At 42.0% G+C, this 18146-nt stretch carries 10 protein-coding genes and 1 tRNA gene; 3 read left to right on the top strand and 8 right to left on the bottom strand.

Annotated features, from left to right (window positions below):
- Window positions 1–315: 315 nt before the first annotated feature.
- Window positions 316–1653: a family 43 glycosylhydrolase gene (locus tag OCV68_RS05200; RefSeq protein WP_262571244.1), complete on the bottom strand. Its 1338-nt coding sequence runs from the start codon at window positions 1651–1653 to the stop codon at window positions 316–318.
- Between the two features lie 49 nt (window positions 1654–1702).
- Window positions 1703–3454, bottom strand: a complete 1752-nt coding sequence (locus tag OCV68_RS05195) for a 1-deoxy-D-xylulose-5-phosphate synthase (RefSeq protein WP_262571242.1) — start codon at window positions 3452–3454, stop codon at window positions 1703–1705.
- 360 nt (window positions 3455–3814) lie between these two features.
- On the opposite strand from OCV68_RS05195, the gene OCV68_RS05190 reads away from it, so the two are divergent.
- The 3 genes from OCV68_RS05190 to OCV68_RS05180 all read left to right on the top strand — a co-directional run bounded on the left by OCV68_RS05190 (window position 3815) and on the right by OCV68_RS05180 (window position 5956).
- The gene (locus OCV68_RS05190; RefSeq protein ID WP_262571240.1) at window positions 3815–4687 is read left to right on the top strand and encodes a transglutaminase domain-containing protein; all 873 of its coding nucleotides are present in this window, start codon (window positions 3815–3817) and stop codon (window positions 4685–4687) included.
- Window positions 4688–4826: 139 nt separating this feature from the next.
- Window positions 4827–4903: transfer RNA gene (locus OCV68_RS05185), tRNA-Met, on the top strand.
- 414 nt (window positions 4904–5317) lie between these two features.
- Window positions 5318–5956: a DUF5710 domain-containing protein gene (locus tag OCV68_RS05180; RefSeq protein ID WP_262571238.1), complete on the top strand. Its 639-nt coding sequence runs from the start codon at window positions 5318–5320 to the stop codon at window positions 5954–5956.
- Window positions 5957–6002: 46 nt separating this feature from the next.
- Here OCV68_RS05180 and OCV68_RS05175 read toward each other — a convergent pair whose 3' ends face one another.
- From OCV68_RS05175 to OCV68_RS05150, 6 genes are all read right to left on the bottom strand, one after another.
- The gene (locus OCV68_RS05175) at window positions 6003–6983 is read right to left on the bottom strand and encodes a tyrosine-type recombinase/integrase (protein WP_262571236.1); all 981 of its coding nucleotides are present in this window, start codon (window positions 6981–6983) and stop codon (window positions 6003–6005) included.
- Window positions 6984–7303: 320 nt separating this feature from the next.
- The gene (locus OCV68_RS05170; RefSeq protein WP_262571234.1) at window positions 7304–15886 is read right to left on the bottom strand and encodes a DUF6908 domain-containing protein; all 8583 of its coding nucleotides are present in this window, start codon (window positions 15884–15886) and stop codon (window positions 7304–7306) included.
- Between the two features lie 31 nt (window positions 15887–15917).
- The gene (locus OCV68_RS05165; protein WP_262571232.1) at window positions 15918–16331 is read right to left on the bottom strand and encodes a single-stranded DNA-binding protein; all 414 of its coding nucleotides are present in this window, start codon (window positions 16329–16331) and stop codon (window positions 15918–15920) included.
- Window positions 16328–16639, bottom strand: a complete 312-nt coding sequence (locus tag OCV68_RS05160; protein ID WP_262571230.1) for a hypothetical protein — start codon at window positions 16637–16639, stop codon at window positions 16328–16330. The genes OCV68_RS05165 and OCV68_RS05160 overlap by 4 nt, the downstream gene beginning before the upstream one ends.
- Window positions 16640–16641: 2 nt before the next feature.
- A complete protein-coding gene (locus OCV68_RS05155; protein ID WP_022473967.1) occupies window positions 16642–16869 on the bottom strand; it encodes a hypothetical protein in 228 nt (75 codons plus the stop codon).
- Window positions 16870–16885: 16 nt separating this feature from the next.
- Window positions 16886–18130 (bottom strand): DUF3991 and TOPRIM domain-containing protein, encoded by a 1245-nt coding sequence (locus tag OCV68_RS05150; RefSeq protein ID WP_262571228.1) that lies wholly within the window; start codon window positions 18128–18130, stop codon window positions 16886–16888.
- Between the last annotated feature and the right edge of the window lie 16 nt (window positions 18131–18146).

Raw genomic sequence — 18146 nt, 5'->3', positions numbered from 1 at the left:
GGCGGAAACTGAAATCGCCGTTCCTGACGGAACATCTTTCAGTTTCAAGCCGCCTGCATAATAAAGTTTTTAGTTTATTTGAGATATTATTATCATTTGTGAGACTTTGAATTTTCGGTGCAGGCGGCTTTATGGATTTTCTTATTTGTCCGCTGTCGGTTTGATTATTCTTACCGCAAACGAACGGATGTCGCTGTCTGCGGACAGCGACAAGGTGGCGCCGCCCCCTTGACCCCTGCCACCTTTGAAAAGGTGGACTAAACTTTTTACCTTTGTGTTTATTTGTGCCGGCTCTTTTAATAGTCTGCTGAGCTTTTATTTCATAAACACAAATGAGCGGAGATTGAACAGATCTCTTGCCTTGAAATACTCCCCTGTCCAGCCGCTGTAGGGTGATGATACCTTTAAATATACAGCGTGCCTTCCCGTTACGCATTTTACGGGGCAGGTGATGATTCCGCCGTTTCTGCCCACATCAAAGGAGCCTATCTCCTCGTCGTCCGCAAAGATGTGAACGGTGCAGTCACAGCCGCAGCCGATGATATCAGCTGAAAATTCCATATTTTTTCCCGTAAAGTCATCGCCGAAATCATAATATTTGTAGCCTATTTCGCAGCCGTCTGTGATATTGATTATGACCCTCTCAAACACATTCTTTTCGATGATGGTTGCGCCGCCTTTAAGTACGCAGGCAATATCAGCGGGAGTTATCTCATAAGGATTGAGTGTCTCTTCAAATCCGAGAGAGGTCATTTCCACGGGCGGGATAGTGCCGTCGGGGAGAATTTCGATTCTTTCCACGCAGCCACGCCTTGACATTATAGTGCCGTTGGTCATTCTGTGGTAGAATATGTACCACTGACCGTTTATGCAGGCAACGGAGCCGTGGTCATTTCCGCCTGGGTAGTCAACGCCGTTATCCACGATATAGCCACGGTATGTGAACGGGCCTGTGGGTTTATCGGAGGTGGCATATGCAAGGCGGCTTCCCCGCTTTGGTGAATAGATGAGATAATATGTGCCGTTTATTTTTCTCGGCGAGCAGGCCTCAAAGAACAGGCTTTCCTCTTCCGCAAAGCCATGCTCCTTGTCGGGAACTATGGGGATAATGTGCTCGATAACGGTATCGCCGCTTATCTCGTACATATTCTGGGAAACTTCCGCCATAAAGGAGCGTTCAAAGCCGCAGTAGATATATACTCTGCCGTCGTCGTCAACAAGCACGCCCGGGTCGATGAACCAGCCGTTACAGCATATCTCATCGGGAACAGTGTATTTATATTTGCTCAGGAGCTTGAAAGGCCCCTCGGGACGGTCGCTTACGCCTACGCAGCCTGTGGCGTTGATGATATAGGCATATAAATAGTACTTGCCGTCCTTTTCCACAACATCGGGAGCAAAAAGCTGATTGTTCTCCCCTGTCCAGTCGGTATTGGCAGGACGGTCTTTCTCGGCTTTTGTGCGGAATATCTCGCCGTGGCATGTCCATTTTGACAGATCGTTAAGGGGAGCGCTCCAGCATTTGAGCACATAGTCGCAGAAGCTGTCCGAGCCTGCGTTGTCGTGGGAGCCGTAAACGTATATGCGGTCGCCGAAAACTCTCGGCTCGCCGTCGGGGATATATTCCCACTTGGGAAGGTATGGATTTGACATAAGAAACCGTCCTTTCGTCAGCAGGACGGTTACTCCGCCATACTGAATTTTAAAGTGTATTTATAACGTCCTCGGCGATCTGATCGGGAGTGAGGCGGTTTGCTTTCATTACCTCACCTGCGTCATATCTGTCGAGAAATTCTTTCCTGAGACCGTAGCACAGCACCTTCATATCGGAATTGCCGTAGAAGCGTGCAATCTTCTCGCCGAAGCCGCCGTTCAGGATACCGTCCTCCAGAGTGATAACAACGGAGTGGTCTGCTTCCAGCTTTTCCAGCAGTTCATCGTCTGTGCCTGTGATAAAATAGGGATTTATGAGAGTGGGCTTTTTGCCTGTTCTGCTCTCAATAGCCTTTGCTGCCTGCTGACCGAGACCGTAGAAGCTGCCCAGTGCGATTATTGCCACACTGCTGCCCTGCTCGGTGACTTCATACTTGTTGAGCTTGCTGAAATCCTTTGCTACAGGCTTTCCGTCGGAGATAACGCTTGCGGGAACACGGACTGCAACGGGGTGTTCGTTCTGCTCAACAGCCCAGTCTATCATGGCAAGATAATCTTCCTTGGTAACGGGAGCAAGATATACAAGGTTCGGGATATTTGACAGCATTGGGATATCAAAAATTCCAAGGTGAGTTACATCGCTCATTCCGTAAACGGAAGCAGCAAACACTGCAATAGCAGCGGGATTGTTGTTGATGCAGAGGTCCTGGGACATCTGGTCATAGGTGCGCTGAACGAATGAGCTGTAAACGCCGTAGAAGGGCTTTCCGCCGTTTGCGGCAATTCCCGATGCAAGAGCAACGGCGTGCTCCTCGGCAATGCCCACGTCGATGAACTGGCTGCCTGCCTCTTTGCGCTTTTGGGCATCAAAGCCCATTACCATGGGAGTGCCCGAGGTTATGGCGCATACGGACTTGTCCGCTTTCATCTTTTTCATAAGGAAGTCAGCGGTTATTGTGCCGTAATCCTCACCGTCAGCGGTGAAAAGGGGCTTGCCTGTCTCGGGGTCAAAGGGCATACACCAGTGCCACTGCTCCTTGTTTGCCACAGCGGGAGCGTATCCTCTGCCCTTTTCGGTAACGATGTGGACTACAACAGGAATTGTGCTGTCCTTAACGCATCTGAACGCATCAATAAGCGAGGGAATGTCATTGCCGTTCTCAACGAAAACATAGTCAAGACCCATTGCACGGAAAAGATTGCGTTCGCTCTTTCCCTTGGTTTCTCTCAGCAGCCTGAGGTTTTTGTAGATACCGCCGTGATTTTCGGCAATGGACATATCATTGTCATTTACAACGATGATGAAATTGCCCTTCATCTCGCCTGCAAAGTCGAGACCTTCCATAGCCTCTCCGCCGCTGAGTGAGCCGTCGCCGATAACTGCGATAACATTGCCCTTTTCACCTTTAAGGTCACGGGCTTTTGCAAGACCGCTTGCCAGGCTTATGGAAGTGGAGGTGTGACCGATGGTAAAGAAGTCGTGCTCGCTCTCGGAAGGCTCGGTATATCCCGAAACATCGTCCAGATGGTCAGCGTAAAGGAAAGCGTCCTTTCTTCCTGTGAGCATCTTGTGGCAATAGCTCTGGTGAGACACATCGAACACCATTTTATCAACAGGTGAGTCGAAAACATAGTGCAGAGCAATTACAGCTTCCACCATGCCCAGATTGGGGCCGCAGTGACCGCCGTGCTTGCTGAGTTTGAAGAGAAGTGCATCTCTCATCTCGCCCGCAAGGGTGTTAAGCTCGTCAGCGGTAAAGGTTTTGATATCCGAAGGTTTGTTGATCTTTTCAAGCAGCATAAATTTTCCTCCTGTTTAAATTACATTGTTATAGTACAGCACGATATATCATGCCCTTGTATAATATTGTAATACTTAAAGCCGACTTTAAGTCAAGGGGTGCGGAAGAAAATTTACATTGCTATAATTATAACTTAAAAAGCATATATGTACAATAGCTTATTTGTTCCCGAAAGATGATATTTTGTGCAACAGCGCAGGAAATAGGCTTGTTAAGCTTAATTTTCCAAAAACTACTCAGCATATTCATATTGAAATAATATTTGCCGTGTAGAATAATCATAGGTATTTATCAAAAATTATTGCAACTTATGACAGATCCTTAGTATAGCAAATGAAATTATGCAGAAAGGTTTAAAAATGAAGCAGATCAAAAAAAGCAATCTTAACTTAATAATTGCTGTTATTGCGCTGCTTCTCACAGCCGCAGCCATTTCTGCTGCCATTGTTTATGTAAACAGAACCCCCGAGGTGTATCCTTCCGACCGTGAAGCGGTCTATGAGGCAAAGCAGACAAGGGCAAAGGAAAAGTGCTTTGCGGCATATGCTCCTGCTCAGGTCATAAACGACAAAAGCGAATATACCACGCCATACGGCACTTTTGAGCCTATCGAGAGCGTTATCGACATAAACGAGTACCTTACCCTTAACCACACAGTCCCCGACCCCGAGCTTTGCAGGCTCTATATCACCGAAAGCGGCAATGATGAAACTGCGGCTGAGATAATGATGCAGATAAAAGCCATATCCGATTCCGTATGCGACGGCTGCACCGATGATTACAGCAAGGCATATGCCCTTGCGATGTGGACGGGGCAGAATATCGCATATGATCATGATGCGGCGCATAATTCCGCAGATCTGAGCATAATATCTCTTGAGGCCATACTGAACAACGGAATGAAAACCACCTGCGGCGGCTTTGCCAATTTTTATTCGGCGCTGTGCCACAGCCAGGGGATATATTGCCTTTACCTTAAAGGCGGCTCCTCCAGCGAGGGCTACAGCAGAGCACAGCTGGCGGAAGCTCCCGCAAACCACACATGGAACGCTGTTGCGCTGGACGGTCAGTGGTATTATGTGGACTGCACATGGATATCCGACCTGGGCGTGGAAAACGGCATCGTAAGCGGCGGCGACAACATCAAGCCATTTTATGCCCTTTTCGGCTTCGGAGAAATGAGCATAGAACACAGGATAGACCGCAGCGAACATATCTGCTACGGCGGCTGAGATATAAGGTCAGACAGGGCGCATATTTATATAGTATATGGTATTTTTTGCGTTGAAAAAATTTTTTTCAAAAAGGTATTGACAAGTGAGTATTATTGTGCTATAATAATTAAGCACTCAGGTAAAGTGCTTAAAATATCGCGGAGTGGAGCAGCTCGGTAGCTCGTCGGGCTCATAACCCGAAGGTCGTAGGTTCAAATCCTGCCTCCGCAACCAAATAAAAATCAAGCTGTTCAAACATCTGAAAATCTGCACTTTTTACCAAACAGATTTTCGCTTGAACAGCTTGACAAATGTATTATAATCCTGTATAATTAAGTTCAGGATAATAAATGGCATTCACTAAGTCATTCAGATTTTGTGTTAATCTGTTTGATGATGCGTTGAAAGTAGTTTGCAGACTGCTTTCAACGTGTGGGTGCATTTGTTTTATCCATTACATTATACTACATATCTTTTTAATTGTCAAGCGTTTTTTTAGCCACAGTGGTGGAATTAGCAGATACAAGGGGTTTAAAAGCCCTCGGATTAACTTCCGTACCGGTTCAAGATGGTTCAAGTCTGGTCTGCGGCATCAAGTATTAGGATTATTGCTTAAAAGCATAGTCCTTTTTTTATTTAGGGGTAGAAATGATGGCTGTATTGTTAAATGTTCCTTATGCTGAAAAAGATCAAGCTAAGGCTTTAGGGGCTTGGTGGAATAATGATTTAAAGAAATGGTATGTTCCAAGTGAAAAAAACTACTACAAATTTAAAAGGTGGATTTCAGCATCCGATGATTTCTGGATTTTATGTAACCATCTATATATTGTTGAAGCAGAACAGACCTGTTATAAATGCAAAGGCAATACACGAGTTATTGGCTATGGAATAGAAAGCTATTTCCATTTTTCTGAAGATGAGGATAGTGGGGTATATTATAATAAGGGTGGAGAAGTTCATATAGCTTCACACATTGCTCCCATTCCCGATAAGATTTTAGCATATCTTCAAAATAATTTTAATTATAAGGAAAGATATTCAAAATTTGCAGGATATACATATTTAGCAAACTGCTGTGATAATTGTGATATCTTACAAGGGGATTATTTTTTATTTCACGAAGTGGATAGCCCTTTTTGGATTTACAATGAATCTGATGCAGCAAAATTAAGACTATATAAAATTCCTTTAGAATATGACCTTGTTTTAGATTATGTCGATATATCATTTGGAACATATGATTTTTTAATTAAAGAGTTCGGAGAAACGACCGAATTAAAACTATAATGTCTGCGTATCACAGAGCAGTGGAACAGTCCTGCTCTGTGATTTTTTATTCTCCGAGGAGCATATTCATTGTTTTTCTTTTCTGTTCGTCAAGAACGTGGGCATAGCGGTTTAGCGTAATATTCACGCTTGAATGACCGAGGATAACGCTAAGTGTCTTTACATCGGCTCCTTTTTCGATGGCTCTGGTCGCAAATGTATGCCGCAACGAATGGAAATTAGCATCATCTATGCCTGCTTCTTTGGTTATCCGCTTAAAAGTTTCCTGCATAGTCTTAGGTTCAGCAGGCCCTCCGATAGATGAACGGAACAAGTAGTCATTTTTATCGGGCGGCTTTCGCATTATTACACTTGTATTTGCCCAATGCTCCAAGAGCTTTTCACAGTATTTCTCGTTGATTGGAATGTCTCTTACTGATTTTTTGGATTTTGGTGTACCCACAACAATCTCTGTTCCTTTTCCGTCAATCCTTGGAAGGCGATTCGCTGTGCGACGTATGTGTATTATCCCCTTTCGTGTGTCAATATCAGACCAACGAAGTCCCAAAACTTCTCCGAGTCTGATTCCAAGGGTCAAACTGAGATAAACACCAAAGGCAAGCTTCTCGCTGCTCCTCGACAGCTCAGCTTCAAGCAAATTCTGCTCATTAACGGTGAGCACTCTCATCTCGACTTCTTCTACACTGGGTATCTCAACAAAAGATGCATAATTTTTGGGAATAAGCTCAAGCTCGATTGCTTTGTCCAGAGATTTATGTATCATTCGATTTATATTCTGTAATGTTTTGGGAGATAAACCACCGCCTTTCAGACTGCCGTTATCAGACTGAGCATTTATAAAACGCTGCAAGATATCCGTATTAAGCTCTGACAGCGTGTATGAGCCAATTTCAGGAATGATATGTCCGTTTATATATCCATTATAGGAAACTGCTGTAGAACGCTTTACAGTTCGTCTGGAGTATGTCTCAAACCAGTATATCAGCCACTCTTTAAATGTCATATCTTTTTTCAGAAAATAATTCATATTTCTATCCTTTCCTGTTCCGTCAATGTTCGCAGACTTTAAGATTATATCACAAAATATTCACCTTTTCAAAATTAAATTATCCACATTCAGAAAATCAGAATGTGGGCTTTCTGCACTCTGAATAGCCATATGCGGAAAATCGGAATGTGGGCTTTCTGCACTCTGAATAGCCATATGCGGTAAATCAGAATGTGGACTTTCTGAGTTTTAAATAGCCATATGCGGAAAATCGGAATGTGGACAAAATGACATATTGAATCCGAATGATAAAAATAAAAGCATCCAAAACACGTTGCTTTGGATGCTTTTATTTTAAATTATCTGCTCATTTCTTTTTCAGCCATACACCTCTCATTTTCATCAATCTCAGCATCAAGGTCAGTATCAACAAGCTTATAGTTATAATCCTTGATATTCGGGAACATTGTCTCAAGCGCCATTTCCTCAACATCTGCTTTTTCATTCGGCAGATTTCCGTCACGGAAGTCCTGATACATTCCCATTCCGCTTAATTCATAGGAAAGAGCTTCAGCTTTCTGATTTTTACTATCAAAATAAAATTCTATTGCAGGATCGTACATCAGATCGCCGTTCTGAGTATAGGTGTGTGCGACAAATACAACATCACCATTTCGCTCAATACAAAGAGGTTCTATTCCCTCTCCTGCTTCATACTTGCAGTGGAATTCTTTGCTGTATTGAAGAGCCGGGCATATATCTACAAGCGCAGCGTAAAGCTCAGAGCTTCTGTCCTGTGTGTTAACCTTGATAGAAGCAAGCTGTGCATTGACTTCTTCAAGTCTTTTTTCTTTGGCTGCAAGCTCCTGCTCCTGAGGAAATACAGCATCGGCAGCAGCTTTTGCTTGCTCAATGTCTGCACATATCGCCTGTAGTCCCTCCTCCTCTTTCATCAGGGTAATGCCAATACTGTTAATTACGTTATCAAGCCTGATAATATTACCACCGGCCTTTACGTTTATATCCATATTAAGCTCACCGTAATGATTTGTTGCACCTTGCAGATTTACTTTGATTTTCTTACTGAAAACATCGAGGAAAGCAGTCATTTCGAAGCCACGGTAAGAACCGATATGTACTTCTTTACCCTGCAATATATCCTTATTATCAAGAATAGCCTGACGTATAGCTTCTCCTGCCGCATCTTTTTCGTGATACTTCTTATCTCCCACAGTGACGGGATAATAGTTCTTACCGTCCTCATTCTGTAAAGGCTGTTCTTTTTCAGCAAACTCCACATCTTTTTTCAGCTTGTCAATATAAGTCTCCTTAACCGACTTTTCCCGTGGAAGTATGGTATATGCTTTATCCTGAACAGCGTATTTCTGGGAAAGGAAAGAGGACTTTAATACATTAAGCTTGGTTATTTCAGTTTCGAGATCAATTTTCTCCTTGATAAGGGGATTGCCTGCGCAGAGGGCCTTTACTTCTGCATAATCAAGCGCAATTTCGTCCACGTCCTCGCAGGAACGAACCGGAGACTTATCGGTCATAATCTGACTGATAAACTTCTGCTTGTTTTCAAGCATCTGATATAGGTAAGCATCGAATGTCTTGTCGGTCGTGTAGCGATAAATATCAACTTTAGTGTTAGTGTTGCCCTGCCGGATAATTCGTCCGTGGCGCTGCTCCATATCCGATGGGCGCATCGGTGCGTCAAGGTCGTGCAGAGCTATCATTCGCTCCTGTGCATTCATTCCCGCACCGCATTTCTGTGTAGAGCCTATCATTACACGGATTTCGCCCTTATTCATCTTTGCAAAAAGCTTTTGCTTTTCTTCGGTTGTATCCGCATCGTGGATAAAAGCTATTTCCTTTTCGGGAACACCTTTCGCCACAAGCTTTTGCTTGATATCATCATAAACACAGAATTTACGCTCAGATTCAAAGGCTTCGGTAGGAGAATGGTGCAGCTTTGACCACGTCTCCTCAGGAATTTCTGAGATTTTTCCGCTTGAAGCTATTACAGCACTATTGCTTGCAGTCATTGTGTCATAATCCACAGTGTGAATCATTATGATATCTTCATCAAATACACCTCCTGCTTTGAAATTCTTAGGTGGTTTACTGCCGGTAAGCTTTTTGAAAATCTTATCAGCCGTATCTTTCTGACCGAGCTTTGCACTGTAAACAGGTGCATATTCGCCTTTAGTGTCCTTTCGATACAATGTATATGTATTTTCATTAACAGCAGCCTGTGGTGTTGCAAGGTCGCAGAATATGAGCTGAGTGCTTTTCTTTTCAGCCGTCTGCTTCCAAATATCAAAAACATTGTTTATGCACACATTTACCTTAGAATTTGGGTCATCAGGCAGTGATGGATTCATACACCTTTGGTCAAGTCCTATCTTTCTGCCGTCAACAGTAAGCTTGCACATATTATCCTCGGTAGGATCCACTGCTCCTGCACGGATAAGCTTTGCACGTTCCCCAAGGTTCTTTATCATCTTTGACTGCATTTTTGTTGCAGGAACATTGATATTGTGCATTTCAAAATCAGGTCTGTCAAGATTCAATGTTGCTGCCGTTTTAATATCGGCACATTCTTTGAATATGTTCATCAGTTCGGGCAGATTTTGAAATTTGGCAAAACGTGTTTTCATCTGATACTTGCCGTTTGCTTCGGGTGACAGTTCCATTGATGTGGTTGTTTCACCGAAAATAGATGCCCAACGGTCAAAACTGTTTATTCCAAGCTCCCTGAGCTTATCAGCCTGTAAGTACCGCATAAGTGTGTACATTTCGGACATTGAGTTACTTATAGGCGTTCCGCTGGCAAAAATTACGCCCTTGCCGCCTGTCACTTCGTCAAGATATCGGCACTTCATCAGAAGCTGCATAGATCTGCCCGAACCGCCGCTGCCTATACCTGATACATTCTGCATTTTTGTAGGAGTATCGAGGTTTTTGTATGCCTGGGATTCATCAACAAAAATTTTGTCGATACCAAGCTGCTCAAAGCAAAGCATATCTTCTTTAGGAGTTTTTTCAAGGAGCTTTTGGATTTTATCTGTATAAGATTTTATAGCACGTTCTACTTGCTTTACGGAATATGATCCTTTATTTGATGTTGCACTGATTTCATCAAGTGCCGCTTCAAGCTTATCTACTTCGCTGTAAAGTGTCTCAAGCTCTCGTTCACGGGATAGATGTATCATATCAAACTGAGAATGCCCGATTATCACAGCATCCCAGTCACCTGTTGCGATTTTTGCAAAAAGATCTCTTCGATTTTCAGGCTTGAAGTCTTTCTCTGTTGCCACAAGTACGTTTGAATTTGGGTAAAGAGTGCGGAAAGCATCGCCCCACTGTTCTGTAAGTGCATTTGGAGCAGTTATAAGTGGTTTGCTGTGAAGTCCGAGCCGCTTGCCCTCCATTGCTATAGCAACCATTTCAAATGTTTTGCCGGCACCGACCTCATGGGCAATGAGAGTATTTCCATTGCTGTAAAGGCTGCGTGCAACTGCATTTTTCTGATGAGGTTTAAGAGCTATATTTGAGTTCATTCCAACAAAGTTCAGGTGTGAGCCATCATATTCTCTGAGCCTTACGGAATTGAATTTCTCATTATAGAGATTGGTAAGTTTTTCTCTGCGTTCAGGGGTTGCAAAAATCCAATCCTTAAATTTCTTTTTCAGCTCGTCCTGTTTAGACTGAACTACCATTGTTTTATCCTGATTTACAGCTAAAACATATCGGCCCTTTTCATCTTTGATTTCAATGCCATTTTCATCTTTTACACGTTCTCTGATTTCTGCCTTTTTCATATTTAGTGACACTTCGATTATTTCATACGCATTCATATCGGAAGTACCGTAAGTCTCAGTGGCAAGAGTATTGCCATAACTATGCTGATAACCTTCGACTTTCCATTTGTCAGTGGCCTCGGAATATATCACCTCAATGCTGTTGCGTGTCTGAAAATCAGGTTTAAGTGTTTCAAGTATAAACTGCCGTATATATTCAGGATCTATCCATGCTGAACCAAGCTTGACAGATATATCAGCAGCTTCTATGCGCTGCGGCATAACAGCTCTGAGGGCTTCAATATTGCGTTCAAGTCCTGCTTCTTCAGCAGCTGCAAGCTTAGCTCTGATATTGCCTGTAAGATATTCATCAGCACTTTCCCAGCGCATATTTTTCTGAGGATTCTGATAAATCTTGTCTCCAAGTTCTGCTACAAGTTCGCTTTCGGATTTGTCGGTAAGCATCGACATATAATCCATATCAACACGCATTTTTTCTGAAAGCGAAAGAATAAGTGCGTCCTGTGCATTATTGCAATGATCTATTACAATCTGCGGATTTATGGTCTTTTTACTGAATATATCAGCTTTTCCAATGAAATTTCCGCTGTTATCAGTCTTTTCAAGACTTTTTATAAGATGATAGCTGTTATCATTTGCAAATGCTTTTTTGTTTTCAGCCTGTCCGATCCGACCAAAAAGCTCAACAAAATCATCATAGTCTTTGCTGAGTTTATTTTGTGCATCAGATATCTTGACCTCATTTTCGCCGTTGTAGTTGTTTATCTGTAAGTCAAGCAGCTCGTGAACACTGTCCCTGAGCTGTGTCATAGCTTTGATACGGTCAATGTTTTTCTCATCATTTACACGTTCCATAGTGTCTCCTGCTTCGTGATAGTAAAGTGTATCATCAGAAATGACATAACCGTACTTCGGAGCATCAGGAGGACAGGGTACTGTATCAAGGTGAGAAGCATTTTCACGTTCAGATAATTTGACAGCTTCGTTGTATTCACCTTTAATATTTTGAATTGCAACAGCAAGCTGTTCTTTAAGGTCCGCACCTTCAATCGGAACACACATAGTGGCATTGGCTTGATTTCCGTACAGCTTATTGCCCTCCACCATTTCACCAAGTATCATTTCAGGGTGGTCAGCAAAGTATTTGTTTACAGCAATCCCATTTTCAAGGATATCCTTGAATACCCATTCAGGTGTGTTCTGCTCTACGCTGACAGGCTTTTCTCGCTTTTGCAGGAAAATAATATCAGATGTGACTTCTGTTCCTGCGTTCTGCTTAAACGCTGTATTCGGCAGACGTATCGCACCGAGCAGCTCTGCTCGTTCGGCAAGATACTTTCTGACCTCGGGGCTTTCCTTGTCAAGCGTACCCTTTGAGGTCACAAATGCTACTATTCCTCCGGGGCGGACTTTATCGAGGGTTTTGGCAAAGAAATAATCGTGAATATACATATTCTGATTATTATAGTCCTTGTCATTGACTTTATAGCTGCCAAACGGCACATTGCTGACCGCAATGTCAAAGCTGTTGTTTTCAAAAGTTGTATTTTCATAGCCCTTTATCTGAATATTTGCAGAGGGATAAAGAAGCTTTGCAATACGTCCTGTTATGCTGTCAAACTCAACACCTGAAAGCTTGGAGTTATTACGCATTTCTTCGGGCATAGAACCGAAAAAATTTCCCGTTCCGAGTGCCGGTTCAAGAATCTTTCCACCCTTAAATCCCATATTTTCAAGAGCAGAGTAAATCGAGTTTATGACTGTATAGCTTGTAAAGTGTGCATTGAGTGTTGATGCCCTTGCAGAAGCATATTCTTTCGGCGTGAGAAGCCTTTTCAGCTCCGCATATTCTTTACTCCAGTCGTTCTTGCTGCTATCAAAAGCATTTGCCAAGCCACCCCAACCAATATATTTTGCAAGTATCTGCTGTTCTTCGGGGGTAGCACTGCGCTTTTCACTCTCCACCTGTTTCAAAAGGCGTATAGCAGCGATATTGTTCTGACAGCGTGTCTTATCTCCGCCAAAATCCCCATAATTGCTTTCGTTTATGGTATAGTCGCTTTTTAAAGCAGTGCTTTCCTTGTTTTCAGGCTTAGGAGAATTGTCATTTTCGGCATCTCTATGTTTTGACGGATTTATTTCGTCCATTGAAACATAATGATTTTTGGCACTAAAGAATGAAAACTGCTCAATCTCCTGCTCCTTGGGATTTTCAAGCATTTGACCATTTTTAAGGACCATATCAAGGCAGGAAAGGGCATTTTTATACTCATTGTCAGTAATCATTCCCAAATCAGCCTGAGCAGCAAGGAGAATTTTTTCGGCTGCCGATTTGTACAGCGGTAAAGAAATATCATTAAGAACATTGGCATTGAGAACAGACATAAAAGCTGAATGATAGCTTTCCCAGTCATACGCTTCTGCTGCCGTGCCGTTGTAAAGCTCGTTGATAGCGTGACGAACATCATCAACGATCATATAGCTGCTTTTTTCATTTGTTATTTTCTGTACATCTGTTTTTTTCACATCAGGAATAATCATTTCACCTGATTCAATCATTTTATCCAGCATCTCATTTCCTTCGCTGACAAAATAGTCAAACTCAAGATTTGAAAGCTCCTGTTCATTCATTTCTTTCAAAGAATTATATTTATCCGTTTTTACAAGCTTTTCGTCAAGAAAATACCGCACCTCATACTTTTCAAGGTCTGCTTCAACTTCAAAGCTATAATCGGCATTGTCACCGAGTTCTGTATATCCCAAACCAATATGATTGAGATTATCTGCTGTAAAAGGCTCATCATCGGGAGAAATATCAAATTCTCTCTCATTGTAAGCTTTGAGATATTCAGCCGCTTTTTTAAGTTCTTCATCATAGTTCCCCACTGGGGAATTTTCAATTTCCTTTTCAGAATTACCAATGAATACTCCATTGTCTGCGAGTTTATTGCCATAGTCTGTTCTGCTGTTTTCTGCTTCAAAAGCCTTATCCATTTCATCAATGGAATATCCCATTGAGCCGATAATGCCTTCTTCAACGGATCTTTCGAGAGCCTGTTTTTCTTTCTTTTCAGCAACCTTTTTGAGTTCTGAAATAATTTCTTCTTCGCTGTGATTGCTGACTATGCTCAATGCCTCTTCAATTCCTATATTGATATAGTCATCAGTAGATGTGTAAATCATTACCGTATTGTAATCAAGGTCAAATTCAAGGCTATATACCCATTTATCATTTCCCTGTTCAATCTCTGCTGCACGTGGAGCGCTGATCTGCTCACCCATTTCCGAGAAAGCAGTGTACTTCAATTCATTCATCTGCCTTATAGCATCAGAAAGAGAAAGATATTCGATAGATTTCGTGTATTGTGAATCATACTGATGAACGGTAATAAGAGCGATTTTTGAGGGAGTAGCCGCAGGAAATTCTGTTGTACGTTCTTCTTTATGCTGTATCTCCGTTCTATGAACATCTGCCGCAGTCATTCGTACAGCTTCCATACGATTGTCATATTCATTTTTCAGCCACTCGTTATAATATACCGAAAGCGGAGAACCTGTTTTAATAAGATTTTCTATAGCAGATTGTACATCAGGATCAGCAATATCAGAGGAAAGGTCAAATTCAATATAAGCCAATATATCACGCTTAACAGTCAGCTCATATGCCGCTGCTTTTGCTTTTTCGGCAGTATCAAGGCTGTTTTCATATTCTTCAAGCTCCTGACTGGCAATATTATACAGCCTTTCGGATAAGCTGAGATTGTCATCGTGAACGATGTTCCCCACTGGGGAATTTTTATCATAGTATTCTTCAAAGCCGTTCCACACGTCAGCCATAATAACGTTTTTATATTCATCAACTATGATGCAGGCTGATTCATCGCCGTATATTTCATTTTCAAGAAGATACATCTTTTTGCCGTCTATAATATCACTGTCAATGACATACCAAGTTCCGATATGTCCTTCGATAGCGATATTATCACTCTGTTCATTGATAACAGAATTATTGCGGCTTTCTTCGGCGGAACGGACAGCAGAACTTTTTTCTTCCAGTGCAGAAATCAGTCTGTCAACAGCTGTGATATTGCTGCTGTTCTCGGCAATACCATAAAATTCAAGTGTGTTTTCGGGCTTGTTTATATAGTTTCTTGCCGCAGATGTAAACGCTTCTGTGTCAGAGCTTATTATATATTCCTCACAAGAACTGAAAAGAGAATATATAAATTCATTCCTGCCTGTTGTTTCGTCAGCTGCACTGATTTTGGCATTATATGCAGCGATGATATCCTGTTCATATATAGCTTTGCATACAAATTCTCCTTCACCAAAGTTGCCATCAGGATTATAATATATCCACTCAAAACTGTTTCCATCTGAATTGTATGTAAAATGGTCAGGATAATCGTTGCCCATTCTTGGAAACGAGGTAACAAGCTTTGCATTATCGTGTCTTATCTTGTCAGCACGTTCAATTTCTCTCCACTGATTTATCTGAGCTTCATCAGTGGAGATAGAAATGTTATGTGCCTTGGCATATTCCGCTGCATCATCAACGTAATTGAATGTAGGTACAACGCCGTCAGTATCATAATATGCGTTTCCGCTTTTATCACTTAAATAATAAATCTCATCAAAAGCATCAGATGTAAGGGATATTTCAAAGGAAACCTTTGCATAGCCGTTTCTTTCCTGCTCAATATAGCCCTTAACCAAAGCTTCGATTTCTGAGCCGCTGACCGTAATTCTGCCCTTTTCACCTTCAACAATGCCTGAGTACATTATATGCTCAGAATCGAGACGTGCAGCTATTTTATCAACGACATCAGCGTCCATTGAAATTATGCGTTTGTCTCTTATATACTTGTACTGAGTGTTTCCGATAAATCGGCGGGGATTTTCCGCCTTTATCTTATCGAGGATTTCGCTTGCTCTTTTGAAATTTTCATCGCCGCTTACTGTAATAGTGGCTTTATAATCGCTTATTCGTCCCGAATATGGGATTTGCTCCTTATCAAGAAAATCCGCAAGCTTTCCGATATATTCGGCTGTGCTGTCAATATATTTTTTGTTCTGAATATTACGGTAAGGGGTATTTCCTATGATATTATTCATATCTTATGCCTCCTGTCAACGTTTTGGGGAATCAGTATGGAAGATCGTCAGTATCGACCTCAGTAAAATCTTCCATTTCATGTGAAGCAAATGGATTGTTAAAATCACTCTTTTGCTCGCTTTTCTGTGGCTTACGATTATTTGTAGGGGCAAATGAAATTTCTTTTATCAATACAGTCCTTTCATTGTGTACGGACTTATTGGCATCTTCCCACTTACTGCTGCGAAGTGTGCCCAAAATATCTACAAGCTGGCCCTTGTGGATATATTTCGAGCAAAACTGAGCTGTATTATTCCAAGCTTCAACCTTGATAAAATCAGTTTCTTCGGGTGATTTGTCACGCTGAACGGCAATATTGAAGCTGCATACGAATTTGCCGGCAGGAGTCTGCCGAAGTTCGGGGTCCACCGTAAGTCTGCCTGTAAGTATTACAACGTTTCTCATTCTGATTTTTCCTCCTTGGGTTTGTTATCATCACTGATAAGTGATATGATGTCATTGACAGTAAAGCCTTTTTCAGAAATGCACTTGCAAAAAGATATTATCTGCTTATAGGATATCTTATTCTTTTTGCAGAGTGTATCAAGTTCCTTGACTTCCTTTTCGTGCTGCTTGCGTTCTTCTGCTTCAATCTTTTCGGCAATAGCCTTTGCCTTTGCTTCCGCTGCCGCAACTGCCGCAAGCCTTTTTGTCTGTTCTGCCTTAAGCGCTGCAAGCTTGTTGACCTTTTCTGATGACTTCTTCTGTTCCATAATTATATTTTCCCTTTCCTTATATCATTTTCGATATCGCATATTCTTGCAGAAATAAACGATTCTGCGGATTTAAGTGTATCAAGTTCCTTTTCAGCGTATCCGACAAGCTGTCTGAGCCGATCTCTGCGCTTTTTCATATCAGCAAGCACAGCATCTTTTGATGGATACGCCCGACAGTCTGGGTAATATATCTTTTTATGCAGATTTTCTTTTTTGGACTGTGACATTGAATTACCTCCACATCTATTTACTTATAACCGCACTCCGTTCCTGTGAGCGCATTTGTGCTTTTTCCTGTGCTTTTTCTGACCATTCAGTAACCTTTTTCACCTCTTGCGCAAAATTCCCGCTTTTTGTAAGCTTTAAAAGGTCATTAAAGTCCTTTACTCCGGCTTCGGCACATTCACGATTCACCCGGAAATTGCTGCGGTTTGCCCAAATAAAAGAGGATTGCGCAATCTCCGCTTTTGAATTTTTTGCATCTTTGAAATCATCTGCCGAAAGGAAAAAGCTGCACTGCTTACCGTTTATATCAGCAATTATGTATTCTATCGGAGGTTCCCGGTCGGTGAATGTTCGTTTGTCTATATCGGAACCGCCTGCCATAGAAAGCGAATCCTGCATTTTTTCTTTCAGGATCTTATCATTGAATTTCTGACCGGCACAATCATTATCAACGCACGATATAACAGTCATATTGCTTTCAATGTAGTGCATAGCGATTGTGGGCTTCAGCCCACCCATTGAAACGAACTTTGCATTTTCTATTTCAGGGTGCAGCTCCACAAATGACATCAAGTCAATAGGGGCTTCGAAAAGATAAACAGTATCAACCGTATTGGCATTTCCTTTGATATATACAAATCCGTTATCTGTATCATCATGAGGGACTATGCCTTTAAATCTTGTGCCTGAATATATACCCTGAACATCGGCGCCGCAAGGCTCGCCATTTTCATTCAGATGCAGAAAGATAGCATTTTCGTGCTTTGGAGCATCGACGTTCTGACCGAATTGAGCATATCCCTGATACAATACTCCCTGATTTACAAAATCGCTTATTATTTTCGGGTCAATCCGGCGTTGATTGATAAGATATGCAAATACCTTCTTGCAGTTATCCGATTTTTGGGGCATAATAAATTCCCGATGTTCTTTCTGAGGGACAGTATTCTTGGGGACGAATTGCTTTACTTCCGCAGCATCACCAACAATAGACTGCATAGCATCTTTAAACGACATTCCCATTACTTTCTGGCAAAATGCCAACGGCCCTTTTCCGCCTTCAGGTGAACCATCTGCCTTACTCTGAGAAAAAATTGTAAATAAGTTTTTCTGGGGATTTATGTACAATCCGCCGTAACCCTTAACGTGAATTTCCTTTCCCACTGTTTCACAATCAAATCCATGTGAACGCACAAACTCGACCAGGTCGGCGTTTTTTGCCTGTTCAATTTGCTCGTCCGTATAGCGCTTGTATTCGCCCATTTTTCAACCTTCTTTC

The organism is Huintestinicola butyrica (assembly GCF_025567215.1).
In the GTDB taxonomy this organism is placed as follows: Bacteria; Bacillota; Clostridia; order Oscillospirales; family Ruminococcaceae; genus Huintestinicola; species Huintestinicola butyrica.
The sequence above is the reverse complement of the archived record's forward strand: the minus strand, read 5'-3'. Positions and strand labels throughout refer to the sequence as shown.

What these genes read in the sequence shown, in the direction of transcription:
- OCV68_RS05150 (WP_262571228.1), bottom strand. Translation starts at nt 18,130, where the DNA reads ATGGGCGAATACAAGCGCTATACGGACGAGCAAATTGAACAGGCAAAA.
- OCV68_RS05195 (WP_262571242.1), bottom strand. Translation starts at nt 3,454, where the DNA reads ATGCTGCTTGAAAAGATCAACAAACCTTCGGATATCAAAACCTTTACC.
- OCV68_RS05175 (WP_262571236.1), bottom strand. Translation starts at nt 6,983, where the DNA reads ATGAATTATTTTCTGAAAAAAGATATGACATTTAAAGAGTGGCTGATA.
- OCV68_RS05170 (WP_262571234.1), bottom strand. Translation starts at nt 15,886, where the DNA reads ATGAATAATATCATAGGAAATACCCCTTACCGTAATATTCAGAACAAA.
- OCV68_RS05160 (WP_262571230.1), bottom strand. Translation starts at nt 16,639, where the DNA reads ATGGAACAGAAGAAGTCATCAGAAAAGGTCAACAAGCTTGCAGCGCTT.
- OCV68_RS05155 (WP_022473967.1), bottom strand. Translation starts at nt 16,869, where the DNA reads ATGTCACAGTCCAAAAAAGAAAATCTGCATAAAAAGATATATTACCCA.
- OCV68_RS05180 (WP_262571238.1), top strand. Translation starts at nt 5,318, where the DNA reads ATGATGGCTGTATTGTTAAATGTTCCTTATGCTGAAAAAGATCAAGCT.
- OCV68_RS05190 (WP_262571240.1), top strand. Translation starts at nt 3,815, where the DNA reads ATGAAGCAGATCAAAAAAAGCAATCTTAACTTAATAATTGCTGTTATT.
- OCV68_RS05165 (WP_262571232.1), bottom strand. Translation starts at nt 16,331, where the DNA reads ATGAGAAACGTTGTAATACTTACAGGCAGACTTACGGTGGACCCCGAA.
- OCV68_RS05200 (WP_262571244.1), bottom strand. Translation starts at nt 1,653, where the DNA reads ATGTCAAATCCATACCTTCCCAAGTGGGAATATATCCCCGACGGCGAG.